20 protein-coding genes are annotated in these 15236 nt (G+C 62.0%); 9 read left to right on the top strand and 11 right to left on the bottom strand.

Annotated features, from left to right (window positions below):
* Window positions 1-62: 62 nt before the first annotated feature.
* Together ACYVD0_RS00795 and tldD are read left to right on the top strand one after the other, a co-directional pair.
* Window positions 63-911 carry a carbon-nitrogen hydrolase family protein gene (locus ACYVD0_RS00795; RefSeq protein ID WP_460425007.1) on the top strand — a complete coding sequence of 283 codons (849 nt, stop codon included), beginning with the start codon at window positions 63-65 and terminating at the stop codon, window positions 909-911.
* 2 nt (window positions 912-913) lie between these two features.
* A complete protein-coding gene (tldD, locus tag ACYVD0_RS00790) occupies window positions 914-2356 on the top strand; it encodes a metalloprotease PmbA/TldD family protein (protein WP_460425006.1) in 1443 nt (480 codons plus the stop codon).
* A gap of 64 nt (window positions 2357-2420) precedes the next feature.
* Here the strand turns inward: tldD and yjgA are convergent, their stop codons facing one another.
* On the bottom strand, window positions 2421-2939 hold the full coding sequence (gene yjgA, locus ACYVD0_RS00785) for a DarP family protein (protein WP_460425005.1): 519 nt from the start codon (window positions 2937-2939) through the stop codon (window positions 2421-2423).
* A 77-nt stretch (window positions 2940-3016) separates the two neighbouring features.
* On the opposite strand from yjgA, the gene pmbA reads away from it, so the two are divergent.
* Window positions 3017-4363: a metalloprotease PmbA/TldD family protein gene (gene pmbA / locus ACYVD0_RS00780; RefSeq protein WP_460425004.1), complete on the top strand. Its 1347-nt coding sequence runs from the start codon at window positions 3017-3019 to the stop codon at window positions 4361-4363.
* 52 nt (window positions 4364-4415) lie between these two features.
* Here pmbA and ACYVD0_RS00775 read toward each other — a convergent pair whose 3' ends face one another.
* The 10 genes from ACYVD0_RS00775 to ACYVD0_RS00730 form a co-directional block, all read right to left on the bottom strand.
* Window positions 4416-4688 (bottom strand): HPr family phosphocarrier protein, encoded by a 273-nt coding sequence (locus ACYVD0_RS00775; protein WP_460425003.1) that lies wholly within the window; start codon window positions 4686-4688, stop codon window positions 4416-4418.
* Between the two features lie 15 nt (window positions 4689-4703).
* Window positions 4704-5561 carry a RapZ family nucleotide-binding protein gene (gene rapZ, locus ACYVD0_RS00770; protein WP_460425002.1) on the bottom strand — a complete coding sequence of 286 codons (858 nt, stop codon included), beginning with the start codon at window positions 5559-5561 and terminating at the stop codon, window positions 4704-4706.
* A 95-nt stretch (window positions 5562-5656) separates the two neighbouring features.
* Window positions 5657-6121, bottom strand: a complete 465-nt coding sequence (ptsN, locus tag ACYVD0_RS00765; protein ID WP_460425001.1) for a PTS IIA-like nitrogen regulatory protein PtsN — start codon at window positions 6119-6121, stop codon at window positions 5657-5659.
* A gap of 12 nt (window positions 6122-6133) precedes the next feature.
* Window positions 6134-6442: a ribosome-associated translation inhibitor RaiA gene (gene hpf, locus ACYVD0_RS00760; RefSeq protein WP_460425000.1), complete on the bottom strand. Its 309-nt coding sequence runs from the start codon at window positions 6440-6442 to the stop codon at window positions 6134-6136.
* A gap of 115 nt (window positions 6443-6557) precedes the next feature.
* Window positions 6558-8066, bottom strand: coding sequence for an RNA polymerase factor sigma-54 (locus tag ACYVD0_RS00755; RefSeq protein ID WP_460424999.1), 1509 nt, complete (start codon window positions 8064-8066; stop codon window positions 6558-6560).
* A 131-nt stretch (window positions 8067-8197) separates the two neighbouring features.
* Window positions 8198-8923 (bottom strand): LPS export ABC transporter ATP-binding protein, encoded by a 726-nt coding sequence (gene lptB, locus ACYVD0_RS00750; protein ID WP_460424998.1) that lies wholly within the window; start codon window positions 8921-8923, stop codon window positions 8198-8200.
* A complete protein-coding gene (gene lptA, locus ACYVD0_RS00745) occupies window positions 8923-9480 on the bottom strand; it encodes a lipopolysaccharide transport periplasmic protein LptA (protein ID WP_460424997.1) in 558 nt (185 codons plus the stop codon). The genes lptB and lptA overlap by 1 nt, the downstream gene beginning before the upstream one ends.
* Complete coding sequence (gene lptC, locus ACYVD0_RS00740; protein WP_460424996.1) at window positions 9467-10036, bottom strand: LPS export ABC transporter periplasmic protein LptC; 570 nt, start codon at window positions 10034-10036, stop codon at window positions 9467-9469. The genes lptA and lptC overlap by 14 nt, the downstream gene beginning before the upstream one ends.
* Before the next feature lie 8 nt (window positions 10037-10044).
* On the bottom strand, window positions 10045-10569 hold the full coding sequence (locus tag ACYVD0_RS00735; RefSeq protein WP_460424995.1) for a KdsC family phosphatase: 525 nt from the start codon (window positions 10567-10569) through the stop codon (window positions 10045-10047).
* Between the two features lies 1 nt (window position 10570).
* Window positions 10571-11545 (bottom strand): KpsF/GutQ family sugar-phosphate isomerase, encoded by a 975-nt coding sequence (locus ACYVD0_RS00730; protein WP_460424994.1) that lies wholly within the window; start codon window positions 11543-11545, stop codon window positions 10571-10573.
* A gap of 219 nt (window positions 11546-11764) precedes the next feature.
* Between ACYVD0_RS00730 and ACYVD0_RS00725 the strand changes: the two genes are divergently transcribed.
* The 6 genes from ACYVD0_RS00725 (at window position 11765) to ACYVD0_RS00700 (ending at window position 15232) form a co-directional block, all read left to right on the top strand.
* Window positions 11765-12574: an ATP-binding cassette domain-containing protein gene (locus ACYVD0_RS00725; RefSeq protein WP_460424993.1), complete on the top strand. Its 810-nt coding sequence runs from the start codon at window positions 11765-11767 to the stop codon at window positions 12572-12574.
* Window positions 12574-13371 (top strand): lipid asymmetry maintenance ABC transporter permease subunit MlaE, encoded by a 798-nt coding sequence (mlaE, locus tag ACYVD0_RS00720; RefSeq protein ID WP_460424992.1) that lies wholly within the window; start codon window positions 12574-12576, stop codon window positions 13369-13371. The genes ACYVD0_RS00725 and mlaE overlap by 1 nt, the downstream gene beginning before the upstream one ends.
* Window positions 13371-13841, top strand: a complete 471-nt coding sequence (gene mlaD, locus ACYVD0_RS00715) for an outer membrane lipid asymmetry maintenance protein MlaD (protein ID WP_460424991.1) — start codon at window positions 13371-13373, stop codon at window positions 13839-13841. Before mlaE ends, mlaD begins: the two co-directional genes overlap by 1 nt.
* Before the next feature lie 17 nt (window positions 13842-13858).
* Entirely contained in the window at window positions 13859-14506 is a 648-nt protein-coding gene (locus tag ACYVD0_RS00710) for an MlaC/ttg2D family ABC transporter substrate-binding protein (RefSeq protein WP_460424990.1), read from the top strand.
* On the top strand, window positions 14503-14811 hold the full coding sequence (locus ACYVD0_RS00705) for an STAS domain-containing protein (RefSeq protein WP_460424989.1): 309 nt from the start codon (window positions 14503-14505) through the stop codon (window positions 14809-14811). The genes ACYVD0_RS00710 and ACYVD0_RS00705 overlap by 4 nt, the downstream gene beginning before the upstream one ends.
* A gap of 181 nt (window positions 14812-14992) precedes the next feature.
* Window positions 14993-15232 (top strand): BolA family protein, encoded by a 240-nt coding sequence (locus ACYVD0_RS00700; protein ID WP_460425036.1) that lies wholly within the window; start codon window positions 14993-14995, stop codon window positions 15230-15232.
* The last annotated feature ends 4 nt before the right edge of the window (window positions 15233-15236 follow it).

Genomic DNA, 15236 nt, shown 5'->3' with positions numbered 1-15236 from the left:
TGCAGTAGGCGGCGAAGTGCGAGAGCTTGGGGGGCGAAGCCGGGAAAAAGCGGAGAGAGTCAATGAGCGTGGCGGTACTGCAGATGGTCAGTCAGGACGATGTGTCGGCCAACCTCGCGACCGCGCGCCGCCTGCTCGAACAGGCGGCCACTGACGGGGCTCGCCTTGCCGTCCTGCCGGAGAACTTCGCCGCTATGGGTCGGCGCGACAGCGCCACCCTGGGCCGCGCCGAGGCGGAGGGGCGCGGCCCGGTGCTGCCCTGCCTGTGCCAGGCGGCCCGCGACTTCGGCCTGTGGATAGTCGCAGGTACCCTGCCGTTGCCGCCGGCTGGCCGGCCGCAGGCCAAGGCCCATGCCTGTTCCTTGCTGTTCGACGCCCACGGCGAGCAGGTGGCGCGTTACGACAAGCTGCACCTGTTCGATGTGGACGTGGCGGACCAGCGCGGGCGCTACCGCGAGTCGGACGACTATGCCCACGGTGAACGGGTCGTGGTGGTGGATACTCCGGTCGGCCGCCTCGGTCTGACGGTCTGCTACGATCTGCGCTTTCCCGAACTCTATGGCGCCCTGCGCGACGCCGGAGCTGAGCTGATCAGCGTCCCCTCGGCCTTCACCGCGGTGACCGGCGCCGCCCACTGGCATGTGCTGGTGCGCGCGCGGGCGCTGGAAACCCAGTGCTATCTGCTGGCGGCCGCCCAGGGCGGTCGGCATCCCGGCCCTCGGGAGACCTATGGCCATTCGGCCATCGTCGATCCCTGGGGGCGGCTGCTGGCCGAACAGGCCAACGGTGAGTGCGTGCTGCTGGCCAGCCGCGATGCCGGCGAGCAGGCGGCGATCCGTCAGCGTATGCCGGTGCACCGCCATCGGCGATTTTCAGTGTCGACCGTGCCGCGGCCGGTCGAAATGGAGTGAATATGAGCAAGTTGTTGTTACCTGTCAGCCAGCAGCTGCTGAGCCCCGGTGGTCTGGATCTCGATGCTTTGCCGGCGCTGCTCGGCGAACTGGCCGGCCCCGGCATCGACGCGGCCGACCTGTACTTCCAGAGCCAGATGTCCGAGTCCTGGGTGCTGGAGGACAGCATCGTCAAGGAGGGCAGCTTCCATCTCGACCAGGGCGTCGGCGTGCGCGCCCAGTCCGGCGAGAAGACCGGGTTCGCCTACAGCAATGCGATCACCGCCGAGGCGCTGCGCCAGGCTGCCCAGGCGGCCCGCTCGATCGCTCGTGCCGGACAGCTGGGCCACGTGCAGGCCTTCGCCGCTGCCGAGATGACGCGTCTCTATGCGCCGGGCAATCCGCTGGAGGTGATCGACCGGGCAGAGAAGGTCGAGCTGCTCAAGCGCATCGATGCCGCCACCCGGGCGCTGGATCCACGCATCAAGCAGGTCACGGTGAGCCTGGCCGGGGTCTGGGAGCACATCCTGATCGCCGCCAGCGATGGCAGCCTGGGGGCCGACGTACGCCCGCTGGTGCGTTTCAACGTCAGTGTCATCGTCGAGCAGAACGGCCGCCGCGAGCGCGGTGGACAGGGCGGTGGCGGACGTACCGACTACCGCTTCTTCCTCGACGAGGATCGCGCTATGGGCTATGCCCGCGAGGCGGTGCGCCAGGCGCTGGTCAATCTCGAGACGATTCCGGCGCCGGCCGGCACGCTGCCGGTGGTGCTCGGTCCGGGCTGGTCCGGCGTGCTGCTGCATGAAGCGGTCGGTCACGGTCTGGAGGGCGACTTCAACCGCAAGGGCAGCTCGGCCTATAGCGGGCGGGTCGGCGAGCGGGTAGCTTCCAGCCTGTGCACCATCGTCGACGACGGCACTCTGGCCGAGCGCCGCGGTTCGCTCAGCCTGGACGACGAGGGCACGCCGACCCAGTGCACCACCCTGATCGAGAACGGCGTGCTGCGGGGCTACATGCAGGACAAGCTGAACGCCCGCCTGATGGGCGTGGCGCCGACCGGCAACGGCCGCCGCGAGTCCTATTCGCACCTGCCGATGCCCCGCATGACCAACACCTACATGCTGGCTGGGCAGAGCGAGCCTGAGGAGATCATCGCTTCGGTGAAGAAGGGGCTCTATTGTGCCAGCCTGGGCGGCGGTCAGGTGGACATCACCAGCGGCAAGTTCGTCTTCTCCACCAGTGAGGCCTATCTGATCGAGGATGGTCGGATCACCACACCGGTCAAGGGCGCGACCCTGATCGGCAACGGTCCGGATGTGATGACCCGGGTCTCCATGGTCGGCAACGACCTGGCGTTGGATAGCGGCGTCGGCACCTGCGGCAAGGACGGCCAGTCGGTTCCGGTGGGCGTCGGCCAGCCGACCCTGAAGATCGATGCGATCACCGTGGGTGGTACCGGCGCCTGAGGCGGGGGCAGGGCGGTCAGCGCTGGCAGGTGGCGCGGCGTGGCGGCCGAGCCGCCCTGTGCAGTCAGCGCAGTCCGCGTTTGCTTTCGTCGAGGTCGCGGATGTACTTGAAGATCTTGCGGCTGGCGGCCGGCGGCTTGTTCTGCTCTGTTTCGTGACGGGCCTGGCGGATCAGGCCGCGCAGGTGCTGGCGGTCGGTGTCCGGGTAGCCGCCGACGAAGGCCTCGAGGGCTTCGTCGCCGCCTTCGAGCAACCGGTCGCGCCAGCGCTCGAGGGCGTGGAAGCGTTCGTTGTACTGGCGGCTGGAGGCGTCCAACTGCTCGAAGAGGGCGAGAATGGCGTCGACGTCTTGGTCGCGCATCAGCTTGCCGATGTACTGGATGTGCCGCTTGCGGGCGATGTGCGCGCTGTGTTTCGGGGCTTCCAGCAGGGCACGGCGCAGGGCGTCGGTCAGCGGCAGGCGGTCGAGCTGCTCGGGCTTGAGCGTGGTCAGTCGCTCGCCGAGCTCCTGCAGGGCATGCAGTTCGCGCTTGACCTGGGATTTGCTCTTCTCTTCAGAGAAGTCTTGGTGAAATTCAGACATGGTGGCGGTCCAGAGATATATGCCGCCATGATAACAGCAGCTCCGGAGCGACTGGCCCGGACCTGACAGGAGTAGTTATGAATCCAGCAGAAATGGTAGGTCCGCAGGCGCTGCCGGAGTTACGGGCCAAGGTCGAGCGGATACTCGCCGAGAGCGAGCGGCAGGGTGCCTCGGCCTGCGAGGTGTCCGTCTCCATCGAGCAGGGCCTGTCCACCACGGTGCGCCAGGGCGAGGTGGAAACCGTCGAGTTCAATCGCGACCAGGGCTTCGGCATCACTCTCTATCTCGGACAGCGCAAGGGCTCGGCGAGCACCTCGGCGACCGGCGAGGAGGCGATCCGGGAAACTGTGGCGGCAGCATTGGCGATCGCCCGGCATGCTTCCGAGGACGACTGCGCCGGCCTGCCAGACGCCGCACTCATGTCTGGCGAACTCCCGGAGCTGGATCTCTTCCACCCCTGGGCGATCAGCCCCGAGCAGGCCATCGAGCGGGCGCTGGAGTGCGAGGCTGCGGCCTTCTCCGCAGATCCGCAGATCCACAACGCCGACGGCACCTCGCTAAACTCGCATCAGGGGTGCCGCGTCTACGGCAACAGCCACGGTTTCATCGGCGGCTATGCCAGCACCCGACACAGCCTCAGCTGCGTGATGATCGCCGAGGGCGAGGGGCAGATGCAGCGCGACTACTGGTATGACGTCAACCGGCGCGGCGAGGCGCTGGCCGATCCGCAGGCGATCGGTCGGCGGGCGGCGGAGCGGGCGGTACGACGTCTTGGCGCGCGGCCGGTGCCGACCTGCGAGGTGCCGGTATTGTTCTCCGCCGAGCTGGCCACCGGACTATTCGGCCATTTCATCGGTGCCATTACCGGCGGCAATCTCTATCGGCACGCATCCTTCCTCGAGGGCGCATTGGGCGAGCAGCTGTTCCCCGAATGGCTGAACCTCGACGAGCGTCCGCACATTCCCCGAGCACTGGGCAGCGCCGCCTTCGATGCTGACGGGCTGCCAACCCGGGCCAAGCATTTCGTCGAGCAGGGCCGGTTGGCCAGCTACGCCTTGGGCACCTATTCGGGACGCAAGCTGGGAATGCCGAGTACGGCCAATGCTGGCGGGGTGCACAACCTGTTCGTCAGCCACGGCGAGGAGGATCAGGCCGCACTGATCCGCCGCATGGGGCGCGGGCTGCTGCTGACCGAGCTGATGGGGCAGGGGCTCAATCTGGTGACCGGCGATTATTCCCGTGGTGCCGGCGGCTTCTGGGTGGAGAATGGTGAGATCCAGTATCCGGTACAGGAGGTAACCATCGCCGGTAACCTGCGCGACATGTTCCGGCAGATCGTCGCGGTGGGCAACGATCTGGAGCATCGCAGCAACATTTGCACCGGTTCGGTGCTTGTCGAACGGATGACTCTGGCGGGAAGCTGAGCGAAGTGACGCAGGGTGGACACCTGCCGCCGGGCAGGCCGAGCGGCAGTATTTATTCGTTTTCGTCGAAGCGATTATTGATCAGCTCGACCAGGGCTTCCAGTGCCTCGCAGTCCTGCTCGCCTTCGGTATGCAGGTGAACGGGCGTTCCCTTGCCGGCGGCCAGCATCATGACCGCCATAATGCTTTTGCCGTCGACCAGGTTCTCCGGGGCTCGACCGATGCGCACCGCACAGGCGTAGCGCCCGGCGACCCCGACGAACTTGGCCGCTGCCCGGGCATGCAGCCCAAGCTTATTGATGATGGTGACTTCGCAGGCGGGCATCGCGTTATCCATCCTTCAGCAGAGGTCGCGGTGGCGAACCTGAACGTTCTTGAGTGACTGCTTCAATGCCCGGCCAAGCCGGTTGGCCAGGTAGACCGAGCGGTGATGGCCGCCGGTGCAGCCGATCGCGATGGTGACATAGGCGCGGTTGCTGGCGGCGAAGCGGGGCAGCCATTTCTGCAGATAGGCCTGGATGTCTTGGTACATCTCCTCGACGTCCGGCTGAGCGGCAAGGTAGTCGGCGACCGGTTGATCCAATCCGGAAAAATTGCGTAGATCCGGCTTCCAGTACGGATTGGGCAGGCAGCGCACATCGAACACCAGATCTGCATCCACCGGCATCCCCCGCTTGAAGCCAAAGGATTCGAACAGAAAGGCCGTTCCCGGTTCAGGCTTGTTCAGCAGGCGCAGCTTGAGCGTGTCGCGCAGCTGGTAGAGGTTGAGGTGGGTGGTGTCGATCTTGAGGTCGGCCAGATCCTTGATCGGAGCGAGTAGCCGGCTTTCGTAGCAGATCGCTTCGGCCAGCGAACGGTTCTCGTTGGTCAGCGGATGGCGTCGGCGGGTTTCCGAGAAGCGCTTGAGTAGGGTTTCGTCATCGGCGTCCAGATAGAGCAGGTCGCAGAGGATATAGCGGGTGCGCACCTCTGTCAGCAGTTCGGGGAAGCGTTTCAGCTGGCTGGGCAGGTTGCGTGCGTCAATAGATACCGCGACCTGGGGCTGGATCAGTTCGGTATGCAGCAGCGCCCGTTCGGCCAGTTCGGGGAGCAGGATGGCCGGCAAGTTGTCGATGCAGAAGAAGCCGTTGTCTTCCAGGATATCGAGGGCGGTGCTTTTGCCCGAACCGGAGCGGCCGCTGACGATAATCACGCGCATGATAAGAGTTTTCCGTCGCCAGGAGTGATTACCGAAAGCCGGGCTGCCAATTGCTCGTTCACAGTCGACGAACCTCCGTACTCCTGGACGGAATCCTACTGGCCCTTCTGGGCGTCCGCCACGACCTGGTAAAGGGCTTCGTTGCTCTCGACCTGGCGCAGACGCTCGCGTACCTCGCTGCGATCGAGCATGCTAGCGATCTGGCGAAGCAATTGCAGATGTTCGTCGGTGGCGGCTTCCGGAACCAGCAGGACGAATAGCAGGTCGACCGGAATGCCGTCGATCGCATCGAAATCGATCGGAGCGTCCAGCCGCAGCAGGGCGCTGATCGGGGCGGGGCAACCGGGAAGACGGCAATGGGGGATGGCGATGCCATTGCCAAAGCCAGTCGAACCCAGCTTTTCACGGGCAATCAGGCTCTCGAAAATGGTCTGCTGATCCAGGTCGGGCATCTCGCGAGCGACCAGATTGGCGATGTATTCGAGAGCGCGCTTCTTGCTGCCCCCCGGCACGTTCACCAGGGAGCGGCCGGGAGTCAGGATGTCTTCGAGTCTGATCATAGGGCGGAGGAGTCAGCGGGCCGTAGCGCCCTGCTGGCGTTCAATCTGCTTTTCCTTGTGCTTGATCAGTTGACGGTCAAGCTTGTCGACGAGCAGGTCGATGGCGGCGTACATGTCTTCATGCTCGGCATTAGCGACTACTTCGGCACCGGAGACATGCAGGGTTGCTTCGATCTTCTGCTTGAGCTTTTCGACTGTCATGATCACCTGAACATTGGTGATGCGATCGAAGTGGCGTTCGAGCCGGCTGATCTTCTCCTCGACATAGTTACGTAGGGCGTCGGTCACATCCAGCTGATGTCCACTGATGTTGACTTGCATACCGCTTTCTCCTTATTTCTGTTTTAACGCAGGCTGACGGGCCTGCTACCGGTATACGCTGCTTCGACTAGCCGCTGAAGGGCTGCTGCTGTATCGATGGCTCGGCTCGATCCCGTTACATGAGTCGCTTGCGTTCGCTGGAAGGCGCAATACTGAGCGATTCCCGGTATTTGGCGACTGTGCGGCGAGCCACCTGTATGCCCTGTTCTTCCAGTAAACCAGCGATCTTGCTGTCGCTCAATGGCTTTTTCGGATTTTCCGCGGCAACTAGTTTTTTGATGATGGCGCGGATGGCGGTGGACGAGCACTCACCGCCCTCAGCGGTGCTGACGTGGCTTGAGAAGAAATACTTCAGCTCGTAGATGCCGCGCGGAGTATGCATGTACTTCTGGGTAGTGACCCGGGAGATAGTCGATTCGTGCATGCCAACGGCTTCGGCGATGTCATGCAGCACCAGCGGTTTCATGGCTTCTTCACCATAGTCGAGGAAGCCCCGCTGGTGTTCGACGATCTGCGTGGATACCTTCATCAAGGTCTCGTTGCGGCTCTGCAGGCTCTTGATGAACCAGCGCGCTTCCTGCAGCTGGTTGCGCATGAAGGTGTTGTCGGCGCTGGCATCTGCACGTCTGATGAAGCCGGCGTAATGGGGGTTGATGCGCAGGCGCGGCACTGCTTCCTGGTTGAGCTCCACCAGCCATCGATCATTGTGCTTGCGTACGATGACGTCGGGCACCACGTATTCGGGCTCGCCCGCCTCGATCTGTGCGCCGGGGCGTGGGTTGAGGCTCTGAATCAGTTCGATCACCGGGCGCAGCTCCTCCTCCTTGAGCTTCATGCGCCGCATCAGTTGGGTGAAGTCGCGGTTGCCGAGCAGGTCGAGATAGCTCCCGGCCAGCCGTTGCGCCTCTTCCAGCCAGGGAGTGTCGGCCGGCAGCTGGCGCAGCTGCAGTAGCAGCGATTCTCTGAGATCGCGTGCGGCGACGCCTGCCGGCTCGAACTGCTGGATGCGGCGTAGCACCATTTCCATTTCGTCGAGTTCGATGCCCATCTCCGGGTCCAGGGAGGCGAGGATTTCCTCCAGCGAGGCTTCCAGATAGCCGTCGCTGTTGATGCTGTCGATCAGGGTGACAGCGATCAGGCGGTCGGTGTCCGACATCGGGGCCAGGTTGAGCTGCCAGAATAGGTGGCTCTGCAGGCTTTCGCCCGTAGAGGTACGGGTGGTGAAATCCCACTCGTCATCGTCGTCGCTGCTCGGCAGGCTGCTGGCGCTGGTCTGGTAGATGTCTTCCCAGGCGGTATCCACCGGCAGCTCGCTGGGGATGCGCTCGTGCCAGTCGCCATCCTCCAGGTTGCCGCCGTCCTCGCTGGCGGATGAGCTCTCGTAGCTCTCCTGATAGGAGCCTTGTGCGGCATCCGCTGACTGGTCGCCATGTTCGGCCAGCGTATCCGGGCTGTCGTAGTCCTCAGCTTCTTCCTGACGTTCCAGCATGGGGTTGGAGTCGAGGGCCTCCTGGATTTCCTGCTGAAGATCCAGGGTCGATAGTTGGAGCAGACGGATGGCCTGTTGCAGCTGTGGGGTCATCGTCAGCTGCTGACCCATCTTAAGGACTAGCGATGGTTTCATATTATAGGAAGCACCATATTTGCCGAAGCATTCGCGTCAATCACTACGAGGCGACGATGCGCCTTCTTAAAGCAAATTTTATGCCTGATTATAACGGAATTTGACTGGTCTATCCCATTCAATAGGGCGCCTCATAGCCGGAATTCGTGGCCGAGATAGACTTCCTGCACCAGTTTGTTGGTGAGGATGGCCTCGGCATCGCCTTCGGCTATCAGCTGCCCATCGTTGACAATGTAGGCGGTTTCGCAGATGTCCAGCGTCTCACGCACGTTATGGTCGGTGATCAGGATGCCGATGCCCTTGTTTTTCAGGTGATGGATAATCTGCTTGATATCATTCACCGAGATCGGGTCGACGCCGGCAAAGGGCTCGTCGAGCAGGATGAACTTCGGCGTGCTGGCCAGAGCGCGGGCAATTTCGACCCGGCGCCGTTCGCCGCCCGAGAGGCTCATGCCGAGGCTGTCGCGGATATGGCTGATGTGGAATTCCTGCAGTAGGGCCTCCGCCGCCTGGCGGCGGCCTTCTCCGTCTAGATCCTTACGGGTTTCGAGGATCGCCATGATGTTATCGGCCACCGTAAGCTTGCGGAAGATCGAGGCTTCCTGGGGCAAGTAGCCGATACCGGCCCGGGCGCGGCCGTGCATGGGTCGGTGGGTGACATCATCCTGATCGATCAGGATGCGCCCCTGGTCGGCACGGACCAAGCCGACGATCATGTAGAAGCAGGTGGTCTTGCCGGCCCCGTTGGGGCCGAGCAGGCCGACGATCTGGCCGCTCTCGATGGAGAGGCTGACGTCGCGGACGACCTGGCGGCCCTTGTAGCTCTTGGCCAGATGCTGAGCCTTGAGGGTGGCCATTACTGTGTCTGTCCTGATTGCTGTTTCTTTTTCGGTTGGATGACCATGTCTATCCGTGGTTTCGGGCTGGATATCTTGATTCCGGTGGCACGGCCGGCGTTGACGATCTGTCGCTGAGTGTCGTAGACGATCTTCTCGCCCTCGAAGGTGTTGCCGTCCTGAATTACCCGGGCTTTATCGATCAATACGATGCGTTCGTTTTCCGCGAAGTACTGAATGGTCTGGCCATAAGCTTTGACGATGTTTTTGTCGGGGGCCGGCTTCTGCTCGTAGTAGGCAGGATTGCCGACCGAGGTGAAGACCTTGATCTCGCCGTTGTCATCCTGGGTGATAGTGACCTTGTTGCCGGTGATCTTCAGTGTGCCCTGGGTGATGACCACATCGCCGTGGTAGACCGCAACACCTTGTTTGTCGTCGAGTTCGGCGCTGTCGGCCTGGACGCGGATCGGCTGCTCGCGATCAGAGGGGAGGGCCCAGGCACTCGCGGCGCCCAGACAGGAGCACAGGCTGAGCAGAAGAGGGAGAGCCCGGTGGGAGAAACGGTTAGCGAACCTCATGCTGGCCTCTTACTCTGGACAGCAGGTGCATCCTGCTGTCATCCAAATACGCTTTCATCCCGACAGCCGTGGTCACCCCATTGGCCGCTTCGATCTTAACGGGTTGCTGAGTCTCGGCATATTCCCTCTCCGGGAACACGCTCAGGCGGCTGGTGGTGAGGATGAGCGGGCGACCCTGGGTGTCGGTGCGCTCGACCCTTACCGCGTCAATCAATTCAACTTGATCGCCTTGGGGGCTGACCTCGCCGCGTTCGCTGCGTACATGCCAGGGGGTGGGGGTGCCGCGGAATGCCAGCAAGTCGGGCTGGGTGAGCAGGGTGATCTCGCTGGCCTTGAGGTGTTCCACCTTGTCGGCGGTCAGCTCGTAGTGCAGCTTGCCTTCGGTTTGGTATTGCAGCGTATGGGCATTGGTCGCGTAGAAGTCGATGGCACTGTCATCAGGGGTGATGGCTAGTCTGTCCATGAAGCTTGCCGGGCGGATGTTCCAGTAGCCCACCGCCGCCAGCAGGGCGGCCAGGGCGGCCAGGATCAGGGGGAAGCGGAGTTTGCGCAGCATGATAGCCTCTACAGATAAGCGTTCTGGGCGGCTTCGAGGTTGCCCTGGGCCTGCAGGATCAATTCGCAGAATTCGCGGGCCGCACCTTCACCGCCTCGTGCCTGGGTGATGCCATGGGCGTGCCGACGAACAAAACCGTCTGCGCTGGCCACGGCCATGCCCAGGCCGACGCGGCGGATGACCGGCAGGTCGGGCAGATCGTCACCGAGGTAGGCGACCTGCTCGTAGCCGAGGCCCAGCTCGGTGAGGAGTTCGTCCAGTACGACTAGCTTGTCCTCGCGACCCTGGTAGAGGTGCTGGATGCCCAGATTCCGGGCGCGGCGCTCGATCACCGGTGTGGTGCGGCCGCTGATGATGGCGGTGCATACGCCGGAGTTGATCAGCATCTTGATGCCGTGGCCGTCAAGGGTATTGAAGGTCTTGAATTCGCTGCCATCGGTCAGAAAGTACAGGCGGCCGTCGGTGAGAACGCCATCGACATCGAAGATCGCCAGGCGGATGGCCCTTGCTCGCTGCAGCAGCTCTTGGTTCATTCTATAGCACCCCCGCCCGCAGTAGATCATGCATGTTCAGTGCACCGACCGGCCGGTCGGCATCGTCGATTACCACCAGGGCGTTGATCTTATGATCCTCCATGATCTTCAGGGCTTGGGCGGCGAGCATCTCGGCGCGGGCGGTTTTGCCGTGAGGGGTCATCACCTCGTCAATAGTGGTTTGGCGTACGTCGACGTTGCGGTCGAGGGTGCGGCGCAAGTCGCCGTCGGTGAAGACGCCGGCCAGGCGTCCGTCGGCCTCGAGCACCACGGTCATGCCTAGGCCCTTGCGGGTCATCTCCAGCAATGCATCGCGCAGCGTGGTGCCGCGGTGCACGCAGGGCAGGCTATCGCCGACGTGCATGATATTTTCCACCTTCAGCAGCAGGCGGCGGCCGAGAGCGCCACCAGGGTGGGAGAAGGCGAAGTCCTCGGCGGTAAAGCCGCGTGCCTCGAGCAGGGCGATAGCCAGTGCGTCGCCGAGCACCAGGGTGGTGGTGGTGGATGAAGTGGGTGCCAGGTTGAGTGGGCAGGCTTCTTGGCTGACGCTCGTGTCGAGATTGACAGTGGCTGCCTCCGCCAGTGGCGAGTCGGGGTTGCCGGTCATGCTGATCAGGGTGATGCCGAGGCGCTGGATCAGTGGTAGCAGGGTGATAATTTCCGCAGTGGAGCCAGAGTTGGACAGGGCCAGAACCAGGTCGTCACGAGTGATCATGCCCATGTCGCCGTGGCTGGCCTCGCCGGGGTGGACGAAAAATGCCGGTGTGCCGGTGCTCGCCAGAGTGGCGGCGATTTTGCGCCCGATGTGGCCGGACTTGCCCATGCCGACGACCACGACCCGTCCTTTGCAATCGAAGATCAGCTTGCAGGCTATGGCAAAATCATCGTCGATGCGTGCAAGAAGTGCCTCGATGGCCTCGATTTCCAGGCGGATGGTCCGTTGGGCAGACTGGATCGGGTTGCTCGAGTGGGGCATGGCGGGCGGCTCGTCGCTTAAAAAGGCGCCGATTATAGCGGTAAAGGCCATATTGCTCACGCTTCCGCGATTGCGGCCAACGCCATCTACGGTGCCCGTGTGCTTGGGAGGTCGGTGCTCGCAGTGTTATAGTGCCTCCCAGTTCGGTCAAGCGGTACGGCGTCCTCCTGTCCTGGGGGAAGCGGCGTTTAACCGAGGGGGTATTCACGAGGAGTCTAGATGAGCGACTCAAACGACTACGCAGTCATGCTGAAGGGGGTCTCCTTCAAGCGAGGTTCGCGCAGCATCTTCAATAATATAGATATCCGCATACCACGCGGCAAAGTCACCGGCATCATGGGGCCCTCGGGGTGTGGCAAGACCACTCTGTTACGTCTGGTAGCCGCCCAGCTCAAGCCGGAAAGCGGCGAAGTGTGGGTCAATGGACACAACCTTCCGCATCTCTCGCGCAGCGAGCTGTTCGAGATGCGCAAGGAAATGGGGGTGCTGTTCCAGAGTGGCGCACTGTTCACCGATCTGGATGTGTTCGAGAACGTTGCCTTTCCGCTGCGGGTCCATACCAAGTTGCCGGATGAAATGATCCGCGACATCGTACTGATGAAGCTGCAAGCGGTCGGGTTGCGTGGCGCCATCGACCTGATGCCCGACGAGCTTTCCGGCGGCATGAAGCGCCGTGTGGCGCTGGCCCGGGCTATTGCTCTCGATCCGCAGATTCTCATGTATGACGAGCCTTTCGTCGGTCAGGATCCAATCGCCATGGGCGTGCTCGTGCGGCTGATCCGCCTGCTCAATGATGCCCTTGGCATTACCAGTATAGTGGTCTCTCACGATTTGGCCGAAACGGCCAGCATCGCCGATTACCTCTATGTAGTGGGCGATGGTCAGGTACTGGGGGAGGGATCCCCCCAAGACTTGATGAACTCCAAGAATCCGCGCGTCACCCAGTTTATGAAGGGGCTGCCGGATGGCCCGGTGCCTTTTCATTTTCCGGCACCGGATTATCACAACGACCTTCTGGGGAGGCGCTGATGCACAAAAGATCCCTCCTCGAGCAGGTCGGTCTGCTCGGTCGCTCCGCCATCGATGTGGTCGAGGCAATGGGGCGTTCCGCGCTGTTCCTGTTGCATACCATGTTCGGCCGTGGCGGTGCTGGCAGCAGCTTTCAGCTGCTGATCAAGCAAGTCTACTCAATTGGCGTGCTGTCTCTGCCGATCATCGTCGTTTCCGGCCTCTTTATTGGTATGGTGCTGGCGCTGCAAGGCTATAACATCCTGGTCAGCTATGGCTCGGAGCAGGCGGTTGGGCAGTTGGTCGCCCTGACTCTGTTGCGCGAGTTGGGGCCGGTCGTCACCGGCCTGCTGTTCGCCGGGCGTGCCGGTTCGGCGCTCACCGCGGAAATCGGTAACATGAAGTCCACCGAGCAGCTTTCCAGTCTGGAGACGATTGGTGTCGATCCGCTCAAGTACATCATCGCGCCGCGCCTGTGGGCTGGTTTCATTTCCATGCCGCTGCTGGCTGGGATCTTCAACGTGGTCGGCATTTGGGGTAGTGCCATGGTTGCGGTGGACTGGCTGGGGGTCTATGAGGGTTCGTTCTGGGCCAGCATGCAGAGCAGCGTGGATCTGTATGATGACGTGATCAATGGTGCGATCAAGAGCGTTGTCTTTGCCTTTGTGGTGACCTGGGTCGCCGTGTTCCAAGGTTATGACTGCGAGCCGACTTCGGAAGGAATTGGTCGCGCTACTACAAGAACAGTTGTCTATGCCTCGCTGGCCGTGCTGGGACTGGACTTTATTCTGACAGCCTTGATGTTTGGAGATAACTGATGCAAACCCGCACCCTGGAAACCGGCGTCGGCCTGTTCATCCTGGCAGGTATGCTGGCCCTCCTGCTGCTGGCACTGCGTGTCAGCGGCCTGACGGTCAGCACCAATGGCGATACTTACAAGCTCTATGCGTATTTCGATAACATCGCCGGCCTGACGGTCAGGGCAAAAGTGACTATGGCCGGTGTCGCCATCGGCAAGGTCACGGCCATCGACCTGGATCGCAACAGCTATACCGGTCGAGTGACCCTGGAACTGGAGAAGCGCGTCGACAACCTGCCGAGCGACTCCACGGCCTCCATCCTGACTGCTGGCCTGCTGGGTGAGAAGTATGTCGGTATCAGTGTCGGGGGCGAGGAAGAGCTTCTGAAGGATGGCGACTCCATCCAGGATACTCAGTCGGCATTAGTGCTCGAGGATCTGATCGGCAAGTTCCTGATGAACTCCGTCAACAAGGACAAAGAAGAATAGATTGCAGAGGATTTCCCATGCTTACTGTTTTGCGTCGTGGTTTTCTGGTGCTGCTGGCACTCCTGCCGCTGTTTGCAGCCGCGTCGAGCACTCCTCATCAAGTGGTGCAGCAGACCACCGATTCTCTACTTGGCGACTTGAAGAAGAACAAGGCTGCCTATAAAAGCAATCCGCAAGCTTTTTACGATACCCTGGACCGAATTCTCGGGCCGGTGGTGGATGCTGAGGGGATTTCTCGCAGCATCATGACCGTCAAATACTCGCGCAAGGCGACTCCCGAGCAGATGAGCCGCTTTCAGGAGAACTTCAAGCGCAGTCTGATGCAGTTCTACGGCAATGCTCTCCTGGAGTACAACAATCAGGATATCCGCGTATTATCCTCGGCCGTACCGGTCGAAGGTGATCGTGCCAGTGTTGGGATGGAGGTTCGCGATACCCAGGGTACTGTCTATCCGGTTTCCTACACCATGGTGAAGAAGCAGGGTCAGTGGATGCTGCGCAATGTCATCATTAATGGCATCAACATCGGCAAGCTGTTCCGTGATCAATTCGCCGAGAGTATGCAGCGCAATGGTCAGGATCTGGACAAGACCATTGATGGTTGGGCCAATGTGGTAGCCAAGGCCAAGGAAAGCGAAGAAGGCAAGAAGGCTGCGGGGCAATGAGCGAGGCCTCGATTCGCCAGGTCGAGCCTGGTGTGCTCGCCCTTGCCGGCGTGCTGGACTACAGCACCGGTCCGGCCTTGCGTCAGCAGGGGCGGGCACTGATCGGCATTGCCGAGGCCGCGGAGCTGGTGCTTGACTGCGCGGGCGTGGAAAAGTCCAGCAGTGTCGGGCCGTCCCTGCTGCTGGCCTACCTGCGTGATGCCAAGATTGCCGGCAAGCGCCTGCGGATGCGCGCACTGCCCCAGGACATGCGCGAGATCGCGCAGGTCTGCGGTCTGCTCGAGCTGCTGCCGTTGGACGCTTGATGGCGCCCGCACAGGGCTCCCCCGTCGGGGCCGATGCTGGCAGGGATTCGCAGTCGGTGGGCTTTTTTGTAAGATGGGCGGCTTCCCGGGGCGTGCAGGAAGCCGATCATCTTACGACCCCCCTTTAGCTTTGCGCCGATATCCACCGCAGGAGTAATTCATGACAGCTTCCGAGGTATGCATGCAGCCCACTGAAGTCAAAAGCTTTCTGGAGAGCAAGTTGGCTGGAACCCAAGTTGAGGTGCAGGGACAGGGTTGCGACTTTCAGCTCAATCTGATCAGCGACGAATTGGCCGGCATGAGCCCGGTGAAGCGTCAGCAACTGGTCTATGCCCAGCTGAATGACTGGATCGTCGATGGCCGTATCCACGCCATCACCATGAAATTCTACAGTCGCGCCGCCTGGGCCGAGCGTTCCTGAGCCT

Source organism: Azotobacter armeniacus, from assembly GCF_054779355.1.
Note: the sequence above shows the minus strand (reverse complement) of the source record. Positions and strands in the feature narration are given on the sequence as shown.